Origin of the sequence: Halomonas litopenaei (assembly GCF_003045775.1) — a bacterium.
Classification (GTDB): Bacteria; Pseudomonadota; Gammaproteobacteria; order Pseudomonadales; family Halomonadaceae; genus Halomonas; species Halomonas litopenaei.
On record NZ_PXNS01000001.1, the window covers coordinates 791,700 to 816,923 of the forward strand.

21 protein-coding genes are annotated in these 25,224 nt (G+C 66.0%); 11 read left to right on the plus strand and 10 right to left on the minus strand.

Translation table 11 applies throughout. From position 1 onward, the window contains the following. Positions 1-111: 111 nt before the first annotated feature. Positions 112-1,455: a tRNA (N6-isopentenyl adenosine(37)-C2)-methylthiotransferase MiaB gene (gene miaB, locus C6W88_RS03605; RefSeq protein WP_045991787.1), complete on the minus strand. Its 1,344-nt coding sequence runs from the start codon at positions 1,453-1,455 to the stop codon at positions 112-114. Positions 1,456-1,913: 458 nt separating this feature from the next. Between miaB and C6W88_RS03610 the strand changes: the two genes are divergently transcribed. Together C6W88_RS03610 and C6W88_RS03615 are read left to right on the plus strand one after the other, a co-directional pair. Continuing rightward, positions 1,914-2,540: a TIGR04211 family SH3 domain-containing protein gene (locus C6W88_RS03610; protein WP_108131485.1), complete on the plus strand. Its 627-nt coding sequence runs from the start codon at positions 1,914-1,916 to the stop codon at positions 2,538-2,540. A gap of 20 nt (positions 2,541-2,560) precedes the next feature. Further along, on the plus strand, positions 2,561-3,196 hold the full coding sequence (locus C6W88_RS03615; RefSeq protein WP_108131486.1) for a class I SAM-dependent methyltransferase: 636 nt from the start codon (positions 2,561-2,563) through the stop codon (positions 3,194-3,196). Positions 3,197-3,284: 88 nt separating this feature from the next. Here C6W88_RS03615 and C6W88_RS03620 read toward each other — a convergent pair whose 3' ends face one another. The 5 genes from C6W88_RS03620 to cysP form a co-directional block, all read right to left on the minus strand. Then, positions 3,285-3,872 carry a YajG family lipoprotein gene (locus C6W88_RS03620; RefSeq protein WP_045991784.1) on the minus strand — a complete coding sequence of 196 codons (588 nt, stop codon included), beginning with the start codon at positions 3,870-3,872 and terminating at the stop codon, positions 3,285-3,287. A gap of 293 nt (positions 3,873-4,165) precedes the next feature. Then, entirely contained in the window at positions 4,166-5,308 is a 1,143-nt protein-coding gene (locus C6W88_RS03625; RefSeq protein ID WP_108131487.1) for a sulfate/molybdate ABC transporter ATP-binding protein, read from the minus strand. Beyond that, complete coding sequence (cysW, locus tag C6W88_RS03630) at positions 5,305-6,132, minus strand: sulfate ABC transporter permease subunit CysW (protein ID WP_108131488.1); 828 nt, start codon at positions 6,130-6,132, stop codon at positions 5,305-5,307. Before cysW ends, C6W88_RS03625 begins: the two co-directional genes overlap by 4 nt. Next, entirely contained in the window at positions 6,132-6,995 is an 864-nt protein-coding gene (cysT, locus tag C6W88_RS03635; RefSeq protein ID WP_108131489.1) for a sulfate ABC transporter permease subunit CysT, read from the minus strand. The genes cysW and cysT overlap by 1 nt, the downstream gene beginning before the upstream one ends. A gap of 24 nt (positions 6,996-7,019) precedes the next feature. Next, entirely contained in the window at positions 7,020-7,973 is a 954-nt protein-coding gene (gene cysP, locus C6W88_RS03640; protein WP_240184296.1) for a thiosulfate ABC transporter substrate-binding protein CysP, read from the minus strand. A gap of 319 nt (positions 7,974-8,292) precedes the next feature. On the opposite strand from cysP, the gene rpe reads away from it, so the two are divergent. Genes rpe through C6W88_RS03655 form a run of 3 tightly spaced genes read left to right on the plus strand, consistent with a single transcriptional unit; the run spans position 8,293 to position 10,322 of the window. Further along, entirely contained in the window at positions 8,293-9,006 is a 714-nt protein-coding gene (gene rpe / locus C6W88_RS03645; protein WP_045991820.1) for a ribulose-phosphate 3-epimerase, read from the plus strand. A 53-nt stretch (positions 9,007-9,059) separates the two neighbouring features. Further along, positions 9,060-9,464 carry a GIY-YIG nuclease family protein gene (locus C6W88_RS03650; protein ID WP_231498480.1) on the plus strand — a complete coding sequence of 135 codons (405 nt, stop codon included), beginning with the start codon at positions 9,060-9,062 and terminating at the stop codon, positions 9,462-9,464. Further along, the gene (locus C6W88_RS03655) at positions 9,465-10,322 is read left to right on the plus strand and encodes a mechanosensitive ion channel family protein (RefSeq protein ID WP_045991780.1); all 858 of its coding nucleotides are present in this window, start codon (positions 9,465-9,467) and stop codon (positions 10,320-10,322) included. It abuts the gene before it with no gap. A gap of 123 nt (positions 10,323-10,445) precedes the next feature. Here the strand turns inward: C6W88_RS03655 and C6W88_RS03660 are convergent, their stop codons facing one another. Beyond that, the gene (locus C6W88_RS03660; RefSeq protein WP_108131491.1) at positions 10,446-11,744 is read right to left on the minus strand and encodes an NAD(P)/FAD-dependent oxidoreductase; all 1,299 of its coding nucleotides are present in this window, start codon (positions 11,742-11,744) and stop codon (positions 10,446-10,448) included. A 127-nt stretch (positions 11,745-11,871) separates the two neighbouring features. Between C6W88_RS03660 and C6W88_RS03665 the strand changes: the two genes are divergently transcribed. From C6W88_RS03665 to trpC, 5 genes are all read left to right on the plus strand, one after another. After that, the gene (locus C6W88_RS03665) at positions 11,872-12,537 is read left to right on the plus strand and encodes a phosphoglycolate phosphatase (protein ID WP_108131492.1); all 666 of its coding nucleotides are present in this window, start codon (positions 11,872-11,874) and stop codon (positions 12,535-12,537) included. 323 nt (positions 12,538-12,860) lie between these two features. Further along, positions 12,861-14,342 carry an anthranilate synthase component I gene (gene trpE, locus C6W88_RS03670; protein ID WP_045993597.1) on the plus strand — a complete coding sequence of 494 codons (1,482 nt, stop codon included), beginning with the start codon at positions 12,861-12,863 and terminating at the stop codon, positions 14,340-14,342. 266 nt (positions 14,343-14,608) lie between these two features. Then, positions 14,609-15,190, plus strand: a complete 582-nt coding sequence (locus C6W88_RS03675) for an anthranilate synthase component II (protein WP_045994387.1) — start codon at positions 14,609-14,611, stop codon at positions 15,188-15,190. A gap of 19 nt (positions 15,191-15,209) precedes the next feature. Continuing rightward, positions 15,210-16,229, plus strand: a complete 1,020-nt coding sequence (gene trpD, locus C6W88_RS03680) for an anthranilate phosphoribosyltransferase (RefSeq protein ID WP_045994365.1) — start codon at positions 15,210-15,212, stop codon at positions 16,227-16,229. 45 nt (positions 16,230-16,274) lie between these two features. Further along, entirely contained in the window at positions 16,275-17,075 is an 801-nt protein-coding gene (gene trpC, locus C6W88_RS03685; RefSeq protein WP_108131493.1) for an indole-3-glycerol phosphate synthase TrpC, read from the plus strand. 56 nt (positions 17,076-17,131) lie between these two features. On the opposite strand, the gene C6W88_RS03690 is transcribed toward trpC, so the two are convergent. Continuing rightward, complete coding sequence (locus C6W88_RS03690) at positions 17,132-19,075, minus strand: cation:proton antiporter (protein ID WP_108131494.1); 1,944 nt, start codon at positions 19,073-19,075, stop codon at positions 17,132-17,134. Between the two features lie 97 nt (positions 19,076-19,172). Continuing rightward, the gene (gene ydiJ, locus C6W88_RS03695) at positions 19,173-22,319 is read right to left on the minus strand and encodes a D-2-hydroxyglutarate dehydrogenase YdiJ (protein WP_108131495.1); all 3,147 of its coding nucleotides are present in this window, start codon (positions 22,317-22,319) and stop codon (positions 19,173-19,175) included. Between the two features lie 341 nt (positions 22,320-22,660). On the opposite strand from ydiJ, the gene serS reads away from it, so the two are divergent. Next, complete coding sequence (serS, locus tag C6W88_RS03700; RefSeq protein ID WP_108131496.1) at positions 22,661-23,938, plus strand: serine--tRNA ligase; 1,278 nt, start codon at positions 22,661-22,663, stop codon at positions 23,936-23,938. Between the two features lie 225 nt (positions 23,939-24,163). Here serS and C6W88_RS03705 read toward each other — a convergent pair whose 3' ends face one another. Next, complete coding sequence (locus tag C6W88_RS03705; RefSeq protein WP_231498481.1) at positions 24,164-25,036, minus strand: SIMPL domain-containing protein; 873 nt, start codon at positions 25,034-25,036, stop codon at positions 24,164-24,166. Positions 25,037-25,224 lie beyond the last annotated feature (188 nt).

A 25,224-nucleotide genomic window follows, 5' to 3' on the forward strand; every position in this document is an offset into this window, starting at 1 on the left:
GAAGGTTCAGCTTACTGCCCCGGCGTGGGCCAGGGCAATGCTCCGGGTCCTGTGCATTGGCGATCGTCATGGTGAAACGGCCAAGCCGCCCGTCCCGGAGCAGGGCGAGCCTTAGTAGCGCTCGCCGGAAGCCAGTTCGCCACGCAGCGAGTTGGGCAGGGCCTCGGTGATCTCGACGTCGACGAAGTAGCCGATCAGCTCGGTGGGGTTGGCCGCGCGGAAGTTGACCACCCGGTTGTTCTCGGTGCGTCCGGACAACTGGCCCGGGTCGCGGGGCGAGAAGCCGCTGACCAGCACACGCTGGGTAGTGCCCACCATGCGCCGACTGATCTGCATCGCCTGCTGGTTGATGCGCTCCTGCAGGATCGCCAGACGCTGCTTCTTGATCTCTTCCGGGGTCTCGTCGTCAAGCGCCGCCGCCGGGGTGCCCGGGCGAGCGGAGTAGACGAAACTGAAGGACACGTCGAAGCCGATGCGATGGATCAGGTCCATGGTCGCCTCGAAGTCCTCCTCGGTCTCGCCCGGGAAGCCGATGATGAAGTCCGAGGAGAAGCTGATGTCCGGGCGCAGGGCGCGGATGCGCTCCATCTTGTCGACGTACTCTTCGACCGTGTGACCGCGCTTCATCGCCGCCAGGATACGGTCGGAACCGGCCTGCACCGGCAGGTGAAGGTGGCTGACCAGCTCCGGAATCTCGGCGTAGGCCTCGATCAGGCTGTCGCTGAATTCCACCGGGTGCGAGGTGGTGAAGCGGATACGGTCGATGCCGTCCACCGCCGCCACGCAGGCGATCAGTTCGGCCAGATCGATTTCGTCGCCGTCGTCGTTGAGCCCGCGGTAGGCGTTGACGTTCTGGCCCAGCAGGTTGATCTCGCGAACGCCCTGGTCGGCCAGGTGGAAGACCTCGTCCATGACCGCCTCGAACGGCCGCGAGACTTCCTCGCCACGGGTGTAGGGCACCACGCAGAAGGTGCAGTACTTGGAGCAGCCTTCCATCACCGAGACGAAGGCGCTGGCGCCGTCGGAGCTGGGCTTGGGCAGGTGATCGAACTTCTCGATCTCGGGGAAGGTGACGTCCACCACCGAGATCTGGTTGTCACGGCTGGCGTCGAGCATGCTCGGCACCCGGTGCAGGGTCTGGGGACCGAACACCATGTCGACGTGGGGGGCGCGCTTGCGAATGGCCTCGCCTTCCTGACTGGCCACGCAGCCACCGACGCCGATCACCAGATCGGGGTTGGACTGCTTGAGCTTCTTCCAGCGACCGAGCTGGTGGAAGACCTTCTCCTGGGCCTTTTCCCGAATCGAACAGGTGTTGAGCAGGATCACGTCCGCGTCCTGTTCGTTGTCGGTCAGTTCCATCTGATGGGAGTCGCCGAGCAGATCCGCCATGCGGGCAGAGTCGTACTCGTTCATCTGGCAGCCGTGGGTCTTGATGAAGAGTTTCTTCGTCATAGCAATATGTCGGGCTCCCGGCCCGATGGGCACCAGGGGTGCCTGGTCACGTGAGTGGTGGTGAATGGGCGCGAGACTGGCGGTCGAACGACCGTGGCGCATTATACGCACCCGGCCCGGGTGGGGCCAGTTTGCCGACGTACCGGCCAGGGACCAGGGCAGAGCGCGCGGAGATCCCGGTGGATCTTGGTCCACAGGCCGGGGTATCCCGGTGAGCCAATGTGATAGTCTTGCGGGCGGATGGGAACGCGGGCTGGCTATTTTATGACCATTTTGTGCCAACCCCAGGTGTCTCGCCCGCAGGACAGCGATGTCCAGCGGTTTTCCCGACACTTGTCCACAGGAGCTGTGGAACGTTTGTCACCCTCCTTGGTCTCATCGCACGTTGCGGCTTGGCAGGAAGCCGGCGCAGCGTCACTCGAGTCGCAACCGAGCCCAGATTAGCCAGGAAAGACGGCATGAAAACGCAATTTCTCAAGACAGTGACCCTGGGCCTCGCCCTGACCGGCGCCGCCCTGCCGGCGATGGCTCAGGACGACGGCACCTCACGGTGGGTGTCGGACGAACTCACCACCTATGTGCGCAGTGGCCCCACCGACGGCTACCGCATCGTCGGCACCTTGACCGCCGGCCAGCCGGTGACCCTGCTGGACACCTCCGGCGACTATTCCCAGGTCCGAAGCGACAGCGGAGACGTGGTCTGGGTCCCCAGCAGCGAACTGCAACAGACCCCCAGCGCCAGCGACCAGCTGCCCAAGCTCGAGGCAAGGGTGGAAGAACTCACCGAGGAGCTCGACGGCATCAACGAAAGCTGGGAAGAGCGCACTCGGACCATGACCGAGACCCTCGAGGTGCGCGAGAGCCGCATCGCCGAACTGGAAGCACGCAATCATGAGCTGGAGAGCGCCTTCAGCGATATCAGCGAGACCAACAAGGACCTCGAGGCTCGCCTGGAGACCCGCAAGGAAGACCTGCTGATGCGCTACTTCATGTACGGCGGGGGCGTCGCCGGGGCGGGCCTGATCGTCGGCCTGATCGTGCCGCACCTGCCGCGGCGTCGGCGCAAGCGCGACCGCTGGTTCTAGCACCCGGGACAGAGAATTCGATGCACGAACACTGGTTGAAACGCTGGGAAGAGGGGCGCATCGGCTTTCATCGCGATAGCGTTCATCCTGCACTGATCCGCCACTGGCCGATGCTGGGGGCGGTTCCCGGGACCAAGGTGCTGGTGCCGCTGTGCGGCAAGAGCCTGGACATGCGCTGGCTGGCCGAGCATCAACATCCGGTGCTCGGCATCGAGCTGTCGGAGCGCGCGCTCGAACAGTTTGTGGAAGATGGCCGAGGGGAGGTGTCGCGCTACCAGCAGGACGGTTTCGCGATTCTGCGACAGGGCAGTATCGAGCTATGGTGCGGTGACTTCTTTCACTTCCATATCGCCCAGGCCTCGGAGATCGGCGCCTTCTATGATCGCGCCGCCCTGATCGCCTTGCCCGAGGCCACCCGCCAGCGCTACGCCTTTCACCTGGCCCAGCTGATACCGCCTGGCGCGCGGGGGCTGCTGGTCAGTCTGAGTCGGAGCGGCGACGAAGGTCCGCCGTTCCATGTGGACGGCGCCGAGGTGAGGCGGTTGTTCGACCCCAACTTCATCGTAACCCACCTGGAAGACGGCGAGCCCGAAGCCAATGGCTTTCGTGAGTCGGTCTGGGCGCTGGTACGGCGTGGTCCCACCACCGACGAGTGATTGAGTGCATCAAACCAAAGCGCGCCACCCTCAAGGGGCAGCGCGCTGTCGTGTGCCTGCCTGGCCCGCCCCGCGGGGCGGGCGAGCGTCAGCGGGCCAGCAATTGGCCCAGCTCCGGGTCGGCGAAGGCCCGGTTCAGACCGTCGGTGAGCAGGTCGGTGACCATGCGCTGATTGGTTGCCTTGTCCGGCTTCACCGCATAACTCTGCACGCGGCGCGAGGTGTAGGTGCCGGTGTAGGTCTGGCCGTCATTGCTGGCTTCGGCCTCGATGACGCTTTCCAGTCTGGCCTCGTCCACCAGCGGCTGACTCTGGCCGCGTTCATAGCTCAGCTTCTTCAGCGTCAGCGTCAGGCTGGGGCGGCCCGGAGCCGGTTCGGCGGTGGGGCTGAAGCCCATCTCGCGCACCGCCCGCTCCACCTCGGCCTGAAGCCTCGGCACGATCTCGTGGGGGCTGACGCTGATGGTGGCGGTGGAGCTTGCGCTGCCGCTGCGGGTACCGAGCACGTCCGAGGGGCGGTCATCGGCGGCGATGACGGTGACCGCCTGGCCAGAGCCGGAGGCCGGCACGGCCACGCTGCGCTTGGGGTCGGGCTGCAGATGGTGGGGGCTCGAGCAGGCGCTGAGCGCGAGCAGCGCGGTCACACCAGCGGCGCCCAACAGAAGGCGACGAAGCATAGGGGGAACTCCTTGTCGTATTATCGGTAGAAATCGCACCGTAGTGCGCACTCGTCGGACGAGGCTTTGCCTGGACGGGCGATAGTACGTCTATCAGAGGGGGGCGTGCAGCAAAAGTTCCTGGGCTGATCGAAGCGGACAAGGCCCGCCAGGTGGGCGTCTGCGCCGCACTCGCGGTGCTTGGACAGGGCGCCACCCTTGGCGGCGCTTGGACAGTGGCGCCGGGCCCGCAGCGCTTGGACAGCGGCGCCACCCTTGGCGGCGCTTAGACGGTGGCGCCGGATTCTCGGCGCTTAGACGGTGGCGCCGGATTCTCGGCGCTTGGCACCACTCTTGGCGGATCTATCACCCGACACGTCCGGTTGCTGGCTATCGGGCCGACTGTCTGGATAGTGGTGCCAGCGGCGGGGCAGGGCGTAGACCCGGGAGCCACGGCCAAGTGCCAGGCGTTCGGCGTCGCCATGGCTCAGGGTCGCCATCCAGGGCTCGTCCATCCAGTCGGCGTTCAGCTCGATGCGCACTTCGGCGCCCACCGGGACCACCGCGGTGACCACCGCGGGCAGGTGAGCGTCGGCACTGGGGGCGGCGGCCACCTGTACCTCGTGGGGGCGCAGCAGAATCTCCTGAGGGCCGTCGTCCAGGTCCAGTGTCAGGCGCGCCTCACCGCAGGTCAGCACGCCGCCGCGAACCTCGCCTTCCAGATGATTGACGTCGCCGAGGAATTCGAACACGAAGCGATTGCGCGGTTGACGGTACAGCGTCTCCGGGGTGTCGATCTGCTCGATACGGCCGTTGCTCATCACCACCACACGGTCAGACAGCTCCAGCGCTTCCTCCTGGTCGTGGGTCACGAACACGCTGGTGAAGCCCAGCTCGTCGTGCAGGTGCCTGAGCCAGCGGCGCAGCTCCTGGCGGACCTTGGCATCGAGCGCCCCGAAGGGTTCATCGAGCAGCAGCACCTCTGGCTTGAGCGCCAGGGCGCGTGCCAGCGAGACACGCTGCTGCTGCCCGCCGGAGAGCTGCGCCGGGAAGCGTTCGGCCAGGTGAGACAGCTGCACCATCTCCAGCAGCTGCATGACCCGGGAGCGGATCTCACCGCTTGAGGGACGCTCGCGGCGGGGCAGCACGGTCAGGCCGAAGGCGACATTGTCGAACACGCTCATATGGCGGAACAGCGCGTAGTGCTGGAACACGAAGCCGATACGCCGGTCACGTACGTGGACGTGGGTCACGTCGCGTTCGCCGAACAGAATGCGGCAGTCGGGGTGGTCGTCCGGTGTCTCGAGCCCGGCGATGATCCGCAACAGGGTGGTCTTGCCGGAACCGGACGGGCCCAGCAGGCCGATCAGCTCGCCGCTGTTGATGTCCAGGTCGATGGGAGACAGCGCCTGGGAGCGTCCGAAGTGCTTCTGGATATGGTCGAGACGAATGCTCATGTCAGGGCCTCCCGGCGCGTGGCGCGCCATTCGAGCGTGGCCTTGGCGGCCAGGGTAAGCAGGGCGATCAGCGCCAGCAGGGCGGCGCTGGCGAAGGCGCCGACGGTGTTGTAGTCCTGATACAGAAGCTCCACGTGCAGCGGCAGGGTGTTGGTCTCGCCGCGGATGGCCCCGGAGACCACCGAGACCGCGCCGAATTCACCCACCGCCCGGGCGTTGGTCAGGATCACGCCGTAGAGCAGGGCCCAGCGTATATTGGGCAGGGTCACCCGGCGAAACAGCGTAAAGCCGCGTGCGCCGAGGGTTACCGCCGCTTCTTCCTCGCGGGAGCCCTGGGCCTGCATCAGCGGGATCAGCTCCCTGGCGACGAAGGGGCAGGTAACGAAGATGGTCACCATCAGGATGCCGGGCCAGGCGAACATCAGCTGGATGTCGTGGGCATCCAGCCAGCCGCCGACCCAGCCGTTGCGGCCGTAGAGCAGCAGGTAGACCAGGCCCGCCACCACCGGCGAGATGGCGAAGGGGATGTCGATCAGTGTCTGCAGCAGGCGCCGTCCGGGGAAGGCGAAGCGGGTCACCAGCCAGGCCAGCATGACTCCGAAGACCAGGTTGACCGGGATCGTCAGCAGGGTGATGAACAGGGTCAGGCCGATCGCCGCCAGGGTGAAATGATCCGTGACATTGGCGATGAAGGGCCCGACACCCTCGGCCAGGGCCTGGGCGAAGATGGCCAGCAGCGGCAGCAGCAGAAACAGTGCCGAGAGCGTTACCGCCAGTGCGATCAGGCTGCGCCTGAGCCAGGGGGCGTCACCGATTCGTTGCATCAGCCGCGTCCTCCGTGCAGTCGGCGGATAAAGCGTCCCTGCCACAGGTTGATCGCCAGCAGCAGCGCCAGCGAGGTCGCCAGCACCACCGACGCGATGGCCGAGGCCCCCACGTAGTCGTACTCCTGCAGCTTGACGAAGATCATCAGCGAGGTGATCTCGGTCTCGTAGGGCATGTTGCCGGCGATGAAGATCACCGCACCGAATTCGCCCAGGGAGCGCACGAAGGCGAGCCCGGTGCCGGTGACCAGGGCCGGCCACAGGTGGGGCAGGATGACCCGACGAAAGGCCACACCGTCGCGGGCGCCCAGACTCATGGCGGCTTCGTCGATTTCCGCGGGCAGGTCCTCGAGCACCGGCTGCACCGTGCGCACGACGAAGGGGATGCTGGTGAAGGCCATGGCCAGGGCGATGCCGACCCAGGTGTAGGACACCTGCCAGCCCAACGGCTCCAGCAGCTGTCCCATCCAGCCCTTGGACGAGTAGAGCGTTGCCAGGGTGATGCCGGCGACCGCCGTGGGCAGCGCGAAGGGCAGGTCCATCAGGGCATCGAGCAGGCGCTTGCCGGGGAAGTCGTAGCGCACCAGCACCCAGGCCATCAACAGCCCGAACACGGCGTTGACCAGCGCCGCCACCAGGGCGCCACCGATGGTGGTGACGTAGCTTGCCACCACGCGGGGTTCACTGATGATGAACCAGTACTCGGACAGCGACAGCCCCTTGAGCTGGCCGACCAGGCCGGTCAGCGGCAGCAGCAGTACCAGCGAGACGAAGGTGAGGCTGATGCCCAGAGACAGGCCGAAGCCCGGCAGCACGCGGCGCCGGGCGGATCGGGCAAAGGGCAGGGAGATGGCCTTGTGCATGGGATAGGTCGCTTGCCTTGACGATCAGCGACGCTGCAGCTGGTCCAGCTCGCCGCCGCTCTTGAAGTGGGTGTCCATGGCGCTGTTCCAGCCACCGAACACGTCCTGAACCTCGAACAGCTCGGTCTCGGGGAAGCTATCGGCGAACTCTTCCTTCACCGCTTCGTTGTGGACGCGGTAGTTGAAGCCTGCCAGCTGGCGCTGGGCCTCCTCGGTGTAGAGGTAGTCGAGGTAGGCACGGGCGAGCTCGAGGTTGCCGTTGCGCTCAGCGTTTTCCTCGACCACCGCCACCGGGAACTCGGCGAGGATGCTGACCGGCGGCACGATGACGTCGTATTCGTCGCTGCCGTACTCGTCACGGATATTGTTGACCTCGGACTCGAAGCTGATCAGCACGTCGCCGATGCCACGTTCGATGAAGCTGGTGGTGGCGCCGCGGCCGCCGGTGTCAAACACCTTCACATTGCCGAGGAAGTCGCTCATGAACTCGCGCACCTGGTCCTCGTCGCCGTCGAAGTTGCGCTCGGCGGCACCCCAGGCGGCCAGGTAGGTATAGCGGCCGTTACCGGACGTCTTGGGGTTGGGGAACACCAGTTCGACGCCCTCGGCGGCCAGGTCTTCCCAGCTCTCGATGCCCTGGGGGTTGCCCTTGCGCACCAGGAAGGCGGTGGTGGAGTAGTAGGGCGAGGCATTGTTGGGCAACTGGCTCTGCCAGTCTTCCGCGACCAGGCCGGCATCGGCCAGTACCTGGACGTCTGTGACCTGGTTGTAGGTCACCACGTCGGCCTTCAGGCCCTGCAGGATGGCGCGGGCCTGGGCGGAAGAGCCGCCGTGGGACTGCTTGATGGTCAGCTCACCGTCATTCTCTGCCTGCCAGTGCTGCTGAAACGCCGGGTTGATGGCGGCGAACAGCTCGCGGGCGATGTCATAGGACGAGTTGAGCAGCTCCTTGTCCTCGGCCATTACCGGCGAGGCCATGGCACCGCCGAGGCCGGCGGCCAGGGACAGGGACAGGGACAGGGCGGTACGGCGCAGGATCGGGGGCAGCTTCATGTCGGGGTTCCTTGACGTCGGGGGTGGGCCGGGGAAATCGGCGAATCGCAACGAAGGCTAAGGCTAATTTTAAGGAATTACAATCCTGTTTGTTAAAACTGTTTGGAATATAAGATGTCGCAACGCGCATACTATAGACGACTGCAACCGGACGAGTCGGCAGAAGACGTGGAGGAAGATCGCTGATGCGGGCGGGACCAACTGCTAGAATGCCGCTTTTCGTCGAGCCCTTGTGGCCTCCACCATGACTCTCTCCTCGGATGACTCCATGAACGACTTCCTGATCGCGCCTTCGATCCTGTCCGCTGACTTCGCCCGCCTGGGAGAAGAGGTCGACAACGTGCTGGCATCGGGTGCCGATATCGTCCACTTCGACGTGATGGACAATCACTACGTGCCTAACCTGACCATCGGGCCGATGGTCTGTGAGGCGCTGCGCAAGCATGGCGTCACCGCGCCCATCGACGCCCACCTGATGGTCAAGCCGGTGGATCGACTGATCGGTGACTTCATCGATGCCGGTGCCAGCTACATCACCTTCCACCCCGAGGCCTCCGAACATATCGATCGCTCGCTGCAGCTGATTCGTGACGGCGGCTGCAAGGCCGGGCTGGTGTTCAACCCGGCGACGCCACTGTCCTACCTGGACTACGTGATGGACAAGGTCGACATGGTGCTGCTGATGAGCGTCAATCCGGGCTTCGGCGGTCAGTCGTTCATCCCGGCGACGCTCGACAAGCTGCGCCAGGCGCGTGCGCGCATCGACGCCAGCGGACGGGACATTCGTCTGCAGGTGGATGGTGGCGTGAAGGTAGACAATATCGCCGAGATCGCGCGCGCCGGGGCGGACACCTTCGTCGCGGGCTCCGCGGTGTTCGGCGCGCGTCGCGACGAGGACCCCCACGGCTACGACAGCATCATCGCCGACTTTCGCTCGCGCCTGGCCTCTACGCGGTGATTGGCGATTCGGACTATGCTGGCTCAGGCAAGCCGGGCTTAGGCGAGCCGGGCTTGGATGAGCCGGGCTTAGTCGAGCCTGTCTCAGATGAGCCTGTCTCAGGCGAGCCAGTACCCGAGCTGCCGGCGGCGGCGACGACGACGTGGTACCTGTATATCGTCGAGACGGCGGCCGGGGCGCTTTATACCGGCATTACCACCGATGTTGCCAGGCGTGTCGAGCAACACCGCAGCGGCAAGGGCGCCAAGGCGCTGCGTGGCAAGGGCCCGCTGACGCTTCGCCATCAGGAGCCGGTCGGCACGCGAGGTGACGCCAGCCGGCTGGAAATCGCCGTCAAGCGCATGTCGGTGCGTCGCAAGCGCCAGTGGCTGGCGGCGCGCATCAGCACTGACGAAGCGAGGGCGGTGGTTGAGCAGGATCGTACTTCGATAACGAAAACGACATACAAGGAGAGGTAGATGGAGTTCCTGCAAAAGCTGGACGTGGAGGCCCTGATCGAGTTTGCCTCGACCACCGGGCTGCAGTTTCTGATCAATCTGGTCGCCGCGGCGGCGATCTTCATCATCGGGCGCTGGGTGGCCAAGGCGGTACACCGGGTGGTGGTCAAGGGCATGCAGCGTGCCGACGTCGAACCCCTGCTGGTCAAGTTCCTCGGCAACATCCTGTATGCCTTGCTGCTGACCTTCGTGATCCTGGCCGCCATCAGCCGGATCGGTATCCAGACCGCCTCGTTGATCGCGGTGATCGGTGCCGCCGGTCTGGCGGTGGGTCTGGCCCTGCAGGGGTCGCTTGCCAACTTCGCCGCCGGGGTCATGGTCATCATCTTCCGCCCCTACCGGATCGGCGACTACGTGGAGGCCGGTGGGGTCAGCGGCACCGTCGAGGATGTGCAGATCATCAGCACCGAGCTGAGCACGCCGGACAATCGCAAGATCATCGTGCCCAACGGCCAGATGATGAGCGGTGCCGTGGTCAACTATTCTGCCCACGCCACTCGTCGGGTCGATCTGACGGTGGGGGTCGGCTATGACGACGACATCGATACCGTGCGACGGGTGCTGGAGAGCGTGGTCGCCGACGACCCTCGCGTGCTCAGCGAACCGGCGCCGAATATCCGCATGAATGCCATGGGCGACTCCTCCATCACCTGGATCGTGCGGCCCTGGGTGCAGGCATCCGACTACTGGGACGTCTACTGGGAGATGACCGAGGAGATCAAGCGTCGCTTCGATCGCGAAGGCATCAGCATTCCCTTTCCCCAGCGCGACGTGCATCTCTATCACCACGCCAAGGACGAGCCCCAGGCCAACGCCTGAGCAGGATGTGGTGCTGTCGATGACGACAAGCAAGAGAGGCTGCCCTGGGGCAGCCTCTCTTGCTGTAAACGCACAGTGCGAAGTCTTTCAGGGGTGTGCGGGCAGGCACGTTTCAGACGAGCCCTAGTGCAGCTTTAGCCTGGGCTTGAGGAAGCGGTTAAGCCCATCGACCACCACCATCATCGCGGTCTTGACCGTGCCGTGGATGGCGCGCTGGTGCATGCGGTAGAGCGAGGCGTAGAAGAAGCGCGCCAGGTTACCCTCGATGAACAGGCTACGGGCCGAGGCGGCGCGCATCAGGCTGCCGATGGCGTCGAAGTGGGCCAGCGAAATCAGCGAGCCTCGGTCGCGGAAGACAAATTCCTTGAGCGGCTTGCCGTCGACCACGGCACACAGGTTGCGGTAGAGCACGCCGGCCTGCTGGTGGGCGGCCTGGGCCCTGGGTGGCACCACCGTGCCGTCTTCCTGGGGGCAGCTAGCGCAGTCGCCGAAGGCGAAGATGCGCGGGTCATCGATGCTCTGCATGGTGGCGGCCACCTTGACCCTGTTGTTGCGCTCCACCTCCAGCCCCAGTTCTGCCAGGAAGGCCGGAGCCTTGATGCCGGCGGCCCACACCCCCAGGTCGATCTCGATGGCGTCATCGTCGGTGGTGTGGATGGCGCGCTCGTCGACCATGGTCACCCGGGTGTCCACATGGACCTTGACCCCCAGGTTCTCGAGTTCCTTGTGCACCGCGCCGCTGATGCGGTCCGGCAGCGCCGGCAGCACCTTGGGTGCGGCCTCGATCAGGTGGACCCGCAGGTGCTCGCGGCCCAGCGCGGTAAAGCCGTAGCTCTTGAGCATGCGCGAGGCGTCGTGCAACTCGGCGGCCAGTTCGACGCCGGTGGCCCCGGCCCCGATGATGCCCACGGTAATACAGGGATCCTGATCCTCGAGCCGGGTGCTGTAGCGCATGAAGGTATTGAGCAGTGCCTGGCGAAAGCCTTCGGCCTGGGCAGGACTGTCGAGGAAGTGGCAGTGGTCCGCCACGCCTTTCGTGCCGAAGTCGTTGCTGACGCTGCCGACCGCCAGTACCAGGTGATCGTAGTCGAGACGCCGCGCCGGCAGGATCTCGTTGCCCTCGTCATCGACGATGGGGGCCAGGGTCAGTTGGCGGGACTCGCGATCCAGATCGCACAGGGTGCCGCGCTGGAAGCGGTAGCCGTTGGCCGCCGAGTGGGCCTGATAGGAAATCTCGTCGAGGCCCGAGTCGAGGACGCCGGTGGCGACCTCATGCAACAGCGGTTTCCAGATGTGGGTCGAATTGCGATCGACCAGCACGATGTCGGCCTTGTCCTTCTTGCCGAGCCGTCGTCCCAGGCGCGTGACCAGCTCAAGGCCGCCGGCGCCGCCGCCGACAACCACGATGGTGGGTTTGCTCATGATGAGCTCCAGAAAAAAGGTGGAGCGCCATCATAGACAGATAAGTGCTTGGCTGACCACGGCGCTTGCGCCAGAATGTGCGCCGCGCATAGATATTCCAATTTCGGCATAGTCGAGGAGACGGCCTATGGGTGACGCCCTGGAGGGGGTGCTGTTGGTGGCCTTCGATCTGGATGGCACCCTGATCGATTCGGTCCCGGACCTGGCAGCGGCGGTGGATGCCGCCTTGATCGACGTCGAACTGGCGCCGGCAGGCGAAGCCAGGGTGCGCGACTGGGTCGGCAATGGTGCCTGGGTGCTGCTGGAACGTGCCCTGACCGATGCACTGGGCGAGGCCCCCAGCGAGGTGCTGTTGAAGACCGCCCACGAGCGCTTCCTCGAGCACTACCATCGCCGTCCCTGCGACAGGACGAGGCTCTATCCGGGGGTGACGGAGACCTTGAAGCGGCTGTTCGGGCGGGGTCTGATCCTGTGTCTGGTCACCAACAAGCCCGAGGCCTTCATCCACCCGATCCTCGAGCACCTGGGTATCGATGGCTTCTTTTCCGCCTGCCTCGGTGGTGACACCCTGCCTCGTCGCAAGCCTGACCCCATGCCGCTGCGACACCTGTCCCAGCAGTTCGACGTCTGTCCCTCGTACTGTCTTATGGTGGGCGACTCCCGTCACGATGTCGCGGCGGGCAAGGCCGCCGGTTTCCGTACCGTGGCGGTGCCTTACGGCTACAATCACGGCGAGCCGATCAGTCTGAGCGAGCCGGATCTGGTGGTTGAATCGCTGGAACAACTCGTTTAGGGTTTTTTGGCATGACACTATCGCTAGCGTCATGCCGATAAATCCTCGCTATTGCAGGCCTTGCCAGGCGCCCGTCACAGGGAATCCCGTCGTGTGGAATCCGCGAGCGCGGCGCACGGGTCTCGCGGTAGCGGTCTGTCACTCGTTGGCTTCATTCATTCGTTTCGCTGGTGGACTGCCCATGGCCCAGCCTTGCTTCTCCTCGATGTCCTGTCCGCATCTGTCTGCGTCGCTGCCTACGACGTCCTGCGGTTGGCGATGGTGACCGTTACTCCGTTCTTGTCGTTGTCACTTTCGTCTCTTGAATTGAGGATCTGGGCATGATGACCCCCGAGCGTTTCGACGAGCTGGCCCAGGCCGGCTACAACCGTATTCCCATCACCCGCGAGATGATGGCCGACCTGGACACGCCGCTGTCCACCTATCTGAAACTGGCCGATCAACCCTGGACCTTTCTGCTCGAGTCGGTGACCGGCGGCGAGAAGTGGGGGCGTTACTCGATCATCGGTCTGCCCTGTCGCGAACGCATCGAGGTGCGGGGCTATCAGGTTCAGCATATTGTCGATGGTGACGTGACCGGCGCCACCGAAGTGGAAGATCCTCTGGCCTGGATCGAGGAGTTTCAGCGTCGCTTCAAGGTGCCGGTGCTCGACAACCAGCCGATCTTCGACGGCGGACTGGTGGGCTACTTCGGCTACGACACCATCCGCTATATCGAGCCGCGCCTGGCCGGTGTGGAGAAGGACGACCCCATCGGGGTGCCGGACATCCTGTTGATGGTGTGCGATGAGCTGGTGGTGTTCGACAACCTTTATGGGCGTCTGACCCTGTGGACCCACGCCGATCCTTCCACGCCCTCGGCCTTCAGCGCCGCCCAGGCCCGGCTGAGCGCCCTGGAAGACGCCCTGCGCAGCCCGCTGTCGGTGGCCTCGCGAGTGCCCGGTGACGCGCGCCCGGCGGTGGAGGAGGGGCACTTCACCTCCGGCTTCACCGAAGAGGGCTTCAAATCGGCGGTGGAAAGGATCAAGGAGTACGTGCTGGCCGGCGACGTGATGCAGTGCGTGCCGTCCCAGCGCATGTCGATCGAGTTCCAGGCCGAGCCGCTGGACCTGTATCGGGCTCTTCGCAGCCTCAATCCGTCGCCCTACATGTTCTTCTTCAACCTTGACGACCACCATGTGGTGGGCGCCTCGCCGGAGATCCTGACCCGCCTGGAGGATGGCATGGTGACGGTGCGTCCGATCGCCGGCACCCGGGTGCGCGGCAAGACCGAGGCGGAGGACAAGGCGCTGGAGGAGGACCTGCTGGCCGACCCCAAGGAAGTCGCCGAGCACCTGATGCTGATCGACCTGGGCCGCAACGACGTCGGCCGCATCTCCGAGACCGGCAGCGTCGAGGTGACCGATCAGATGGCCATCGAGCGCTACTCCCACGTCATGCACATCGTCTCCAACGTCACCGGCAAGCTGAAGCCGGGCTACAGCGCCATGGACGTGCTGCGCGCCACCTTCCCGGCGGGCACCCTGTCCGGAGCGCCCAAGATCCGCGCGATGGAGATCATCGACGAGGTCGAACCGGTCAAGCGCGGCGTCTACTCCGGGGCCGTCGGCTACCTGTCCTGGCATGGCAACATGGACACCGCCATCGCCATCCGCACCGCGGTGATCAAGGACGGTCAGCTGCACGTCCAATGCGGCGCCGGCGTGGTGGCGGACTCGGTGCCCCAGTCCGAGTGGGACGAGACCCTGAACAAGGGGCGTGCGCTGTTTCGTGCCGTGGCCATGGCCGAGCAGGGACTGCGCTGAGTTCGGCCTGACATCCGCTTGACAGCCATGACCACGACACACACTATAAGCCCATGATGAATATGACCTCCGCACCGTCCCGTAATCGCCAGCAGTGGTGGCGCCCCTTCGACTGAAGCGGGCGGAGGAACCCTGAGCGCCGGGGTGTCGCGGACCACGGTCTGGACAACGACGGTCAGGACAGCGAAAGTGCCGCCCGCGAGGCGGCATTTTTGTGTGTGGGTCGTCTCGCTGGGTGAAGCCCAATATTGAATCCTGGAGCCACCATGATCTTGATGCTCGATAACTACGACAGCTTCACCTACAACATCGTCCAGTACCTAGGCGAACTGGGCGCCGAGGTGGTAACCCGACGCAACGACACCATCAGCCTCGACGAGATCGAGGCCATGGCGCCCAGCCACATCGTGGTGTCGCCGGGGCCCTGCACGCCCAACGAGGCCGGCATCTCGCTGGAGCTGATTCGCCACTTCGCCGGCAAGCTGCCGCTGCTCGGTGTGTGCCTCGGCCACCAGGCCATCGGCCAGGTGTTCGGCGGCAAGGTGGTCCGTGCGCCCCAGGTCATGCACGGCAAGACATCCGACATTCGCCATGCCGGACAGGGCGTGTTCAAGGGCCTCGATGATCCGCTCTCGGTGACCCGCTACCATTCGCTGGTGGTGGAGCGCGAGAGTCTGCCGGAGTGTCTCGAGATCACCGCCTGGACCGATGACGACGACGTCACCCCCGGCCTGATCATGGGCCTGCGCCACAAGGAGCTGCCCATCGAAGGGGTGCAGTTCCACCCGGAATCGATCCTGTCGCGACAGGGACACGAGATGCTGGCCAATTTCCTCGAGCGCCACTGACTACCATCAGGAGACTTGCATGCAGATGACCAATGCCATCGCGGCGGTGATGCGCCGGGAGAACCTGGGCCGAGAGCAGGCCTATGCGGTGATGCGCACCATCATGACCGGCGAGGCCAGTGACGCCCAGGTCGCCGCCTTTCTGATGGGGATGGCGATGAAGGGCGAGACCGCCGAGGAAATCAGTGGCTGCGCCCAGGTGATGCGCGACCTGATGACGCCGGTAACGCTGTCCTGCGACAACGTCGTGGATATCGTCGGCACCGGTGGGGACGGCGCCAACCTGTTTAACGTATCCACCGCCTCGAGCTTTGTCGCCGCCGCCGCCGGCGCCCATGTGGCCAAGCACGGCAACCGAGGGGTGTCGTCGTCCTCGGGCAGCGCCGATCTGTTCCAGGTGGCCGGCATCGGCCTGGATCTGGACGCCGAACAGGTAGGCCGCTGCATCGAGGAGGTCGGCGTCGGCTTCATGTTCGCGCCCAATCACCACCCGGCCATGCGTCACGCCATCGGTCCGCGCCGCGAGATGGGTGTGCGCACCCTGTTCAATATTCTGGGGCCGTTGACCAACCCTGCCAGTGCGCCCAATCAGCTGCTCGGCGTCTACCACGCCGACCTGCTGGAGTTGATGGTGGAGGTGCTGCGTCAGCTCGGCAGTCGGCATGTGCTGGTGGCCCACGCCGAAGACGGCCTGGACGAAATCTCGCTGGCGGCGCCGACCCGCATCGCCGAACTCAAGGATGGCGAGATCCACCGCTATACCCTGACCCCCGAGGATGTCGGTATCGAGCGTCAGTCGCTCGCTCCGCTCAAGGTCAAGACCGCCGAAGACAGCCTGCGCCTGGTCGAGAAGGCGCTGTCAGGCGAGGGGCCTGCGGCGGATATTGTCGCCCTCAACGCCGGCGCTGCCCTCTACGCCGCCGACGTGGCCGATTCCCTCAAGGAAGGCGTGCTGATGGCCCAGGACGCCCAGGGAACCAGGCTGGCGCTGGAAAAGATGAAGGAACTGGCCCACTTTACCCGGGTGTTCGCTCAGTAGGACCTTTCTGAAAAGAGCCCGACGGGCCGCAAGGAGAATCACAACATGGCCAATGCCACCCCGACGATCCTCGAGCGAATCCTCGAGCGCAAGGACGAGGAGGTCGCCAGCCGACGCCGCCAGGTCAGCGAGCAGGCGCTGCTCGCGCGTGCGCGAGAGCAGGATGCACCGCGCGGTTTCGTCATCTCGCTGGCCGAGCGGATCCGCGACGGCGACGCCGCGGTGATCGCCGAGGTCAAGAAGGCGTCACCCTCGAAGGGGCTGATCCGTGAGGATTTTCGCCCGGCCGAGATCGCCGCTCAGTACGCCCGGGGTGGGGCGGCCTGCCTCTCGGTGCTGACCGACGCTGACTTCTTCCAGGGCCATGAGGACTACCTGATTGCCGCCCGCGAGGCGTGCAGTCTGCCGGTGATCCGCAAGGACTTCATCGTCCACGGCTACCAGGTCAGCGAGGCGCGGGCCATCGGCGCCGACTGCATCCTGCTGATCGTCGCCGCCCTGGAGGACGCCCAGATGCGCGACCTGCACCAGCAGGCTGGCGAGCTTGGCATGGACGTGCTGGTGGAGGTCCACGACGCCCAGGAACTGGAGCGGGCGCTGGCGCTCGATCTGGATCTGGTCGGGATCAACAACCGCGACCTGCATACCTTCAATACCCGACTCGAGACCACCCTGGAACTGCTGCCGCGGATTCCGCCCGAGGTCACGGTGATCACCGAGTCCGGCATCCACAGCCGCGACGATGTGCTGCGCATGCGCGAGAACGACGTCCACGGCTTCCTCGTGGGCGAGGCCTTCATGCGCGAAGAAGATCCGGGCGAGGCCCTGCGGCGACTGTTCTTCTGAGTCCTGTACTCGCCTGAAGACACCTCGGGCCGGTCATCGACCGGCCCGAGGTGTTTTTATTTCTGACTACTTTGCCGGTCCGGCATGACCAGGCGGATCACATGATCGCCCTTGCGTGGTGTCAGCGGCGCGTCGGCGGTGGCGATGCGCGGCCGCCCGGAAGTGCCGACACAGATCAGCGGCGCCGAGTCGGTGTCGCCGGGGAAAGCCCCCTGACGTCTCGCGCTGGCGACGTCCTTGGCCTGGAGGGGCGCTTGACGGGTGTCTGTGCTGTGGATGTGGCCTGGGCGTCTTTCTCCCCTTTCTCCCCTTTCTCCACTTGCACGCTTGTCGCCGCTGGCGCGCAGCAGCGCCCGTGAGCGGGGTGCTTCGTCGAGCCTTTCGACCTCGAAGCGAGCCCCACGCTCCACCAGGCTCGAGAGCTGGGCAAAGGTCATCTCGCGGCCGAACAGGTAGGGAACATGCTCGATGGCGGTGGCGTGCTGGCGCCGGGCCTGGCGCCCCAGGTTGACCGCCAGGCGGAACACCTGGCCCTGGCCCAGCAGATGCTCGAAGTGCAGCGCGGCCAGATCATTGAGCTCTCGGTAGGGCGACAGCGGCATCAGGTAGCCGATACCGCTCAGCTCCATATGCTGGGCGGCGTGTTCGGACAGCGGGTCACCGTAGTAGGCCGAGAGCCCCTCGGCGCGGGCGGCCTGCACCGCGTCCCAACTCGAGTCGGTCAGCAGCACGCCGAGTCGGGCCTGGCGCAGACAGTGGGCCATCTGCCGGGCCACCGGGTTGGCGCCGATGATCAGCACGCCGTGGGCCGAGGGACGGCGCACCTTCAGCCAGTCGCCCAGCGGGCGGGCCAGCAGACTCTGGGATACGACCGTGGCGATGATCACCAGAAAGGTCACCGGCACCAGCCGGTCGGCGCCGGGCACACCTATCTCTTCCAGCCGCAGCGCGAACAGCGAGGCCACCGCGGCGGCGACGATGCCGCGGGGCGAGATGAACGCCAGCAGGCTCTTCTCGCGCCAGTCCAGGCCACTGCCCAAGGTGCACAGCCACACCGCCAGCGGACGCACCAGCAGCAACAGCACCGCCAGAAAGGCCCAGGCCGGCCAGCCCAGCAGCGCCAGTTGCTCGACCGTCAGACGTGCCGCCAGCAGGATGAACAGACCCGAGATCAGAAGGATCGACAGGGTCTCCTTGAACTCGATGATCGGTCGGGTGGGCACGCCACGCATATTGGCGAGCCAGGCGCCCATTACCGTCACCGTCAACAGGCCGGACTCGTGAAACAGGGTGTTGGACAGGGTGAACAGGCCGAGCATGGTCATCAGGGTGCCGAAGCTGTGCAGCCGTTGCGGCAGCAGGTGCTGGCGCAGTACCTGGCCCCATAGATAGCCGCCGGCGACGCCGAAGCCGAAGCCGATCAACGCGGTCTGGGCGAACAGCATCAGGGTGTGCGGCAGTGCCTGGGTGCCGGAGCCCAGGGCGACGAATTCGTAGACCAGTACCGCGCCGATGGCGCCCACCGGGTCGATCAGGATGCCCTCCCAGCGCAGGATCTGGGTCAGGTGCTCGCGGGCCCGCAGGGTCTGCAGAAGCGGCAGGATCACCGTCGGGCCGGTGACCACCAGCAGCGCCCCCAGCAGGCTCGCCATCTCCCAGCTAAGGCCCAGCAGCCAGCGGGCGGCCAGCGCTCCGCACAGGGCGGTGATCAGGGCTCCCCAGGTGACCAGGCGGCGCACCGTGCGGCCATGCCCTCCCAGCTCGCGAAAGTTCAGGGTGAGGCTACCCTCGAACAGGATCACCGCCACCGCCAGCGACACCAGCGGGAACAGCAGCTCGCCGAACAAGGCGTCGGGGTCGAGCAGGCCGGTCACCGGGCCTGCGGCAATGCCGGCGATCAACAGCGTCAGGATGGCGGGGACCTTGAGGCGCCAGGCTAGCCACTGTGAGCCCAGCGCCAGCAGGCCAACGGCCGCCAGGGTGAGTCCGGCATGCTCCATGGTCGGTCGACTCCGAAACGGGAAAAGCCGCGCAGCGTACTGACGCGGCGTCGATCATGCAAACCATCGCCATCATAGGCGTCAACGATGGTCTGACTCAGCTCGCCCGACGAAGTGCGCCGAGCAGCGCCTGCAGCGGATGCGGCAGCTGGCTGTCGGAGAAGCGTCGGGCCTGGCTGCGACAGGAGTAGCCGGTGGCCAGCAGGCGACCGCTGCCGCCGTGCTCCTGCACCACCGGTTCCCAGGACTGGGCGTAGATGGTACGCGAGGTCGTAAGGTTGCGTGCCTCGTGGCCGTAGGTGCCGGACATGCCGCAGCAGCCCGAGGGCAGCGGCGCCAGGCGCAGCCCGAAGCGTTCAAACAATTGCTGCCAGGCCTTGGGGCTGCCCGGCGCCTGGGTCTTCTCGGTGCAGTGGGACAGCAGCTGGAAGGGGGCTTCCTCGCTCAGGTCGAGTCCCGAGGGCACCAGCGAGGCGCCCAGACTCGAAAGCCACTCCTGCAGCATCAGCACCTCAGGCACCGCCTGCTCACCGAGTGCCTTCACGTACTCCTGGCGATAGGTCAGCGTCATCGCCGGGTCGATGCCCACCAGCGGCACGCCGCTGGCGGCCAGGGTGGAGAGCTCTCGGGCACGCTTACGGGCGGTGCGCTCGAAGGCGCCGAGGAAGCCCTGGACGTTGAGCGGCTTGCCGTTGGGCTTGTAGGGCGCGACGAAGACGCGGATATCGAGGCGCGACAGCAGTTCCACCACGTCGGCGACCAGTCTGGCTTCGAAGTGGCTGGTGAAGGCGTCCTGCACCAGGATCACGCTGCGCGCCTTCTGGCGCTCGCTGAGGCGTCCCAGCGTCAGCGGGGTGGCCTCGGCCACGCCCCAGGCCTTGAGCTGCTTCTTGAGCCGGGCGCGTGACAGCCGGGGGCTGTCGACCATGCCGAGGCCGCGGGCCATCAGCCGGTCCACCAGGCGGTTGTCGAGTGCCGCGTTGTAGGCCGGGGCCAGTGGCGCCAGCGCCGGCAGCAGGAATTCGAGCCCGCCGATCAGGTAGTCGCGCAGTGGTCGCAGGTAGCGTCCGTGGTAGACCTCGAGGAACTGAGAGCGGAAGGCCGGGACATTGACCTTGATCGGGCACTGGCCGGCGCAGGACTTGCACGCCAGGCAGCCGGCCATGGCGTCGTAGACCTCGTGGGAAAAGTCGTCCTTGCCGCGCAGACTGTTGAGCGCGCGGCGGGGCAGGTGGGCGAGCCAGCCGAGCGCGGTCTCATCCTTCTTGCGCTGTGACTCCTCGACCACGTCGATGCCGGCCTTCCCCTGCAGGCGCAGCCATTCGCGCATCAGGCTGGCGCGGCCCTTGGGCGAGTGCACACGATCCCGGGTGGCCTTCCACGACGGGCACATGGCGTCGTCGGGATCATAGTTGTAGCAGGCGCCGTTGCCATTGCAGTAGACGGCGTCGGCGTGGGCCTGCCATACCCGCTCGTCGATCTGACGGTCGAAGTCGCCGCGCATGGGCACCGCGTCGATGGCCAGCAGGCCTGGGTCGCTGAGGCTGGCGCCGGGCTCGGGCTGACTGTTGGCCGCTTCGTCGGTCTCCACCAGCGGCGTGGCGATCTTGCCGGGATTGAGCTGGTTGTGCGGGTCGAAGGCACCCTTGAGGCGTCGCAGGCTGGGGTAGAGCTCCCCGAAGAAAGCTGGCGCGTACTCCGAGCGCACACCCTTGCCGTGCTCTCCCCACAACAGGCCGTGGTAGCGCTGGGTCAGCGCCGCCACCTCATCGGAGATTTCGCGGATCATCGCCTGCTGGCGCGGGTCCTTCATGTCCAGCGCCGGGCGCACATGCAAGACCCCGGCGTCGACGTGGCCGAACATGCCGTACTCGAGCCCGCGGGCATCGAGCAGGGCGCGGAACTCGGCGATGTAGTCGGCCAGGTGCTCGGGGGGGACCGCGGTATCCTCGACGAAGGGCAGCGGGCGCTTCTCGCCCTTGACGTTGCCGAGCAGGCCCACCGAGCGCTTGCGCATGGCGTAGACCCGACCGATGGCGTCACGGCCGATGGCCTGGGTGAAGCCCAGGCGTGTGACGCTGGTGTCGCTTTCGAGTCCCCGGCAGAAGGCGTCGACCCGGGCCTCGAGGCGCTCGGGGTCGTCGTCGTTGAACTCCACCAGGTTGATGCCCTCGATGGCCGGTCCGTCATCCACCGGGAAGAACTCGGCCACCGAGTCCCACACGAAGTCCTCCATGGCGAGCTTCAGCACCTTGTCGTCCACGGTCTCGATGGAGGTGGGGCGAAGCGCCTGCGGCTTTTCAGGTGATGAGCCGCCGGCCATCAGCGCCTTGGCGTCGGCGAGGGCCGCCATGAAGCTCGGGTAGCGCACATTGACCAGGATCGAGTGGCGCGGGATCGGCAGCACGTTGAGCACCGCCTCGTTGGTCAGCGCCAGCGAGCCCTCGGCGCCGCACAGCACGCTGTTGAGGTTGAAGCGGCCGTCGTCGTCGCGAAGGTGGGCCAGGTCATAGCCGGTCAGGCAGCGGTTGAGCGGCGGGAAGATCGCCTCGATGCGCTCGCGCTCCTGCTCGATGATCTTGCGGGCGGCGCGATAGGCGCGGCCCCGGGCCGAGTCCTCGGCGCACAGGGTCTCGAGTTCGTCCTCGTCGACCGCGGCGCTGATTAGGCGCTCGCCGCCGATCAGTACGCTGTCGAGCTCGAGCACATGGTGGCGGGTCTTGCCGTATTCGCAGCTGCCCTGGCCGCTGGCGTCGGTGGCGATCATGCCGCCGATGGTCGCCCGGTTGGAGGTGGACAATTCCGGTGCGAAGAACAGCCCATGGGGCCTCAAGGCGGCGTTGAGCTGGTCCTTGACCACCCCGGCCTGGACCCGCACCCGGCGGTTGTCGACGTCGATCTCGAGGATCTGGTTCATGTGCCGGGACACGTCCACCACCAGGCCGTCGCTCAGCGACTGGCCGTTGGTGCCGGTGCCGCCACCACGCGGTGTCAGGGCCACCTTGCGGAAGGCTTCGCGCCCGGCGAGCCGGCCGAGCAGCTCGAGGTCAGCTGCATGACGCGGAAACACCGCCGCCTGGGGCAGACGCTGGTAGAGCGAGTTGTCGGTGGCCAGCACCGTGCGGCTGGCGTAGTCCGGGGCGATTTCGCCCTCGAAACCTTCCGCCTTCAGGGCCTTGAGAAAGTCGACGTAGTGCTGGTCCAGTGGGGTCGCGGCATCAGCTAGGGGCAGTGGTGCGATCATGGTCTCGGTCGATACAGGCCCCGCGGCGGCGCGGCTGGCGCTATCGACAGGGCAGGAGAATGGGAGGGCGTCCACTTTACCGCGTCTCGGGGGGTAGGTGCATCCCGATCGCGAGAGAAGCCGGCGCTCGCCCCCGGTCGATGGCGCCGCCTCTCGCTTTTGCCTACAATGTGTCGCCTGCGCGGAGGGTGGTCCCAGGGCACACCAGCGGGGCGCTTTTCGGCTGTCCTCATGGTGGGGCCCGAGAGCAGCGTCCGACGCTGGCGATGGTGACGCACGGTCCCAGGTGACGCCTTCCGCATCCGACATGTTCTTTTCACTCAGGCGACGGACCAGACTCCATGCTCGATCCGAAACTGCTGCGCGGCGACCTCGATACGCTCGCCCAACGACTGGCCACCCGCGGTTACTCTCTCGACAGCGAGGCGCTTGGCTCGCTGGAATCCCGCCGTCGCGAGCTGCAGACCGAGACCGAGCGTTTGCAGAACGAGCGCAACACTCGCTCCAAGGCGATCGGCAAGGCCAAGGCTGCCGGCGAGGACATCCAGCCGCTGCTCGACGAGGTCAGTGACCTGGGCGAGCGCCTGGACGCCGCCAAGGTGGCGCTGGCCGAGGTGCAGGGCCAGTGGGAAGACATCGCTGCGGGGATCCCCAACCTGCCCCACGCCAGCGTGCCCGAAGGCGCAAGCGAAGACGACAACGTCGAGGTGTCGCGCTGGGGCAACCCCGGCGAGTACGCCTTCGAGGTCAAGGATCACGTCGATCTGGGAGCCAAGAAGGGCGATCTGGACTTCGAGGTTGCCGCCAAGCTGACCGGCGCTCGCTTCGCCGTGATGCGCGGGCCGATCGCTCGCCTGCACCGCGCCCTGACCCAGTTCATGCTCGACAAGCAGACCCTGGAGCACGGCTACGAAGAGTGCTACGTGCCCTACATGGTCAACCGGGACTCGCTCTACGGCACCGGCCAGTTGCCCAAGTTCGGCGAGGACCTGTTCAAGCTCGACGACGAGCGCGAGTTCCACCTGATCCCGACTGCCGAGGTGCCGCTAACCAACCTGCTGCGTGGCGAGATCGTCGACGCTGGCGCCTTGCCGTTGAAGCTGACCGCCCATACTCCCTGCTTTCGCAGCGAGGCGGGTTCCCACGGTCGCGATACCCGCGGGATGATCCGCCAGCACCAGTTCGACAAGGTCGAGATGGTGCAGCTGGTCGATCCGGCCAAGAGCTACGAGGCGCTGGAGGAAATGCGCGGCCACGCCGAGGCGATCCTTCAGGCACTCGAGCTGCCTTATCGGGTGGTGACCCTGTGCACCGGTGACATGGGCTTCTCCGCCGCCAAGACCTACGATCTCGAGGTCTGGCTGCCGAGCCAGGACACGTACCGCGAGATCTCCTCGGTGTCCAACTGCGAGGACTTCCAGGCACGCCGCCTGCAGGCGCGCTTCCGCGCCAAGGGTGAAAAGAAGCCGCAGCTTCTGCACACCCTCAACGGCTCCGGCCTGGCGGTGGGCCGCTGCCTGATCGCGGTGATGGAAAACCACCAGAACGAGGACGGCTCCATCACCGTTCCCGAGGTGCTGCGTCCCTATATGGGCGGGGTCGAGTGCATCAACGTCTGATCCGTCCTTGAGAGGGGCGGGCGCGCTTGCCCTTGCTCAAGCCCTTGCTTAAGCACAAGCAAAAGCAAAAGCCCCGGTGGTCGCGACCACCGGGGCTTTTTACGTCACGGGCTTAGGCGTAACAGGCTTAGGCGATATGGCACCGGACCCCGGCCGCTTTCCGTTGGGCGGGGGGACTCGTTGGCCACCGGTGCCATGGCCGTCGGACTGACGTCACCGCTATCGTCATTGCGGCGCAGCCGGGACCTGCTGGCGATCCTGATCGATATCCGCGGTTGCCTCGGCCAGCCCCCAGCGGACCTGGACGCCGGCGTCGATGGTGATGCTGCCGGGGCTGTAGTCGGCGTTGCCGCCGCTTTCGGCCATGTCCGCGCGCATCGCCATCATGCGTGGCTGAAACACCGGGGCGTTGGTCTCGCTGACATGGATCACCTCACCGAGCTCCACTCCCAGGGCGTCCGCCATCAGTTCGGCCTTGGCCCTGGCGCGCTCGAGCGCCTGGGTCAGTGCGCGGTCGCTGGCCGCGTCGCGGTCGGCAAGATCGTAGCTGACGCCGTCCAGTGCATTGACGCCGGCTTCGGTCAGGGCGTCGAGCAGGGTCGGAAGGCTATCGAGATCGCTGATCGCCAGGGTCACCGGACGTTCAAGGCGAGTACGTACCATGGGGATGGGGTTGTCGTTGCCCTGGCGTGTTTGATGCAGCATCTCCTGCTGTACCCGCAGCGATCCGGCGTTGATCGCCTCGCGGGAAAGACCCGCGTCTTCCAGCGCCGAGATCAGCTCGGCGGCACGATCCTCCAGGCGTTGGCGGGCCTCAGCCAGGGCCTGGCCGTGGTCACCACTGTCCTTTTCCTGGGCGATGGCCGGTGTCAGCTCCCACAGTCGGGCGTTCAAGGTCGCCTCGTCCGGAGCGACCTTGAGCTCGGACTGGGCCTGGATATCCAGATAGCGTGGCGTGGGTGACTCGGCGGCCAGGGAGGGCGTGGCGGCCAGAGAAGCCAGCGCCAGGCCGAGCCCCACTGTCGCCAGCCGGTTGAGGTGGCGCAGGCGAAGGCTCGGCATCGCCCGTGATCGGGCGGAGGGAGTGGCGAGTGACATCGGATTCTCCTTGTAACGTGGGGGATGAACGACAGGGCGAACAACAGGGGGCGCGTCGCAGACAAGTCTGACAGGTACCCGCACCGGCCAGGGCCTACTGACTGGGACGGTGTCCTCGGCGAGACGTTCCCGGATCTCAAGCGTCTCCACGATCCTTGCATGGTTGAGGCTGGGCCGGCCAATGTCGC

Excerpts from the sequence above, each read along its gene's own strand:
- C6W88_RS03610 (WP_108131485.1), top strand. The coding sequence starts at position 1,914 with ATGAAAACGCAATTTCTCAAGACAGTGACCCTGGGCCTCGCCCTGACC.
- trpC (WP_108131493.1), top strand. The coding sequence starts at position 16,275 with ATGGCCAATGCCACCCCGACGATCCTCGAGCGAATCCTCGAGCGCAAG.
- miaB (WP_045991787.1), bottom strand. The coding sequence starts at position 1,455 with ATGACGAAGAAACTCTTCATCAAGACCCACGGCTGCCAGATGAACGAG.
- trpD (WP_045994365.1), top strand. The coding sequence starts at position 15,210 with ATGCAGATGACCAATGCCATCGCGGCGGTGATGCGCCGGGAGAACCTG.
- cysT (WP_108131489.1), bottom strand. The coding sequence starts at position 6,995 with ATGCACAAGGCCATCTCCCTGCCCTTTGCCCGATCCGCCCGGCGCCGC.
- C6W88_RS03675 (WP_045994387.1), top strand. The coding sequence starts at position 14,609 with ATGATCTTGATGCTCGATAACTACGACAGCTTCACCTACAACATCGTC.
- cysW (WP_108131488.1), bottom strand. The coding sequence starts at position 6,132 with ATGCAACGAATCGGTGACGCCCCCTGGCTCAGGCGCAGCCTGATCGCA.
- C6W88_RS03690 (WP_108131494.1), bottom strand. The coding sequence starts at position 19,075 with ATGGAGCATGCCGGACTCACCCTGGCGGCCGTTGGCCTGCTGGCGCTG.
- C6W88_RS03655 (WP_045991780.1), top strand. The coding sequence starts at position 9,465 with ATGGAGTTCCTGCAAAAGCTGGACGTGGAGGCCCTGATCGAGTTTGCC.
- C6W88_RS03660 (WP_108131491.1), bottom strand. The coding sequence starts at position 11,744 with ATGAGCAAACCCACCATCGTGGTTGTCGGCGGCGGCGCCGGCGGCCTT.
- C6W88_RS03615 (WP_108131486.1), top strand. The coding sequence starts at position 2,561 with ATGCACGAACACTGGTTGAAACGCTGGGAAGAGGGGCGCATCGGCTTT.
- cysP (WP_240184296.1), bottom strand. The coding sequence starts at position 7,973 with ATGGCCTCGCCGGTAATGGCCGAGGACAAGGAGCTGCTCAACTCGTCC.
- rpe (WP_045991820.1), top strand. The coding sequence starts at position 8,293 with ATGACTCTCTCCTCGGATGACTCCATGAACGACTTCCTGATCGCGCCT.
- ydiJ (WP_108131495.1), bottom strand. The coding sequence starts at position 22,319 with ATGATCGCACCACTGCCCCTAGCTGATGCCGCGACCCCACTGGACCAG.
- trpE (WP_045993597.1), top strand. The coding sequence starts at position 12,861 with ATGACCCCCGAGCGTTTCGACGAGCTGGCCCAGGCCGGCTACAACCGT.
- C6W88_RS03625 (WP_108131487.1), bottom strand. The coding sequence starts at position 5,308 with ATGAGCATTCGTCTCGACCATATCCAGAAGCACTTCGGACGCTCCCAG.
- serS (WP_108131496.1), top strand. The coding sequence starts at position 22,661 with ATGCTCGATCCGAAACTGCTGCGCGGCGACCTCGATACGCTCGCCCAA.
- C6W88_RS03705 (WP_231498481.1), bottom strand. The coding sequence starts at position 25,036 with ATGTCACTCGCCACTCCCTCCGCCCGATCACGGGCGATGCCGAGCCTT.
- C6W88_RS03665 (WP_108131492.1), top strand. The coding sequence starts at position 11,872 with ATGGGTGACGCCCTGGAGGGGGTGCTGTTGGTGGCCTTCGATCTGGAT.
- C6W88_RS03620 (WP_045991784.1), bottom strand. The coding sequence starts at position 3,872 with ATGCTTCGTCGCCTTCTGTTGGGCGCCGCTGGTGTGACCGCGCTGCTC.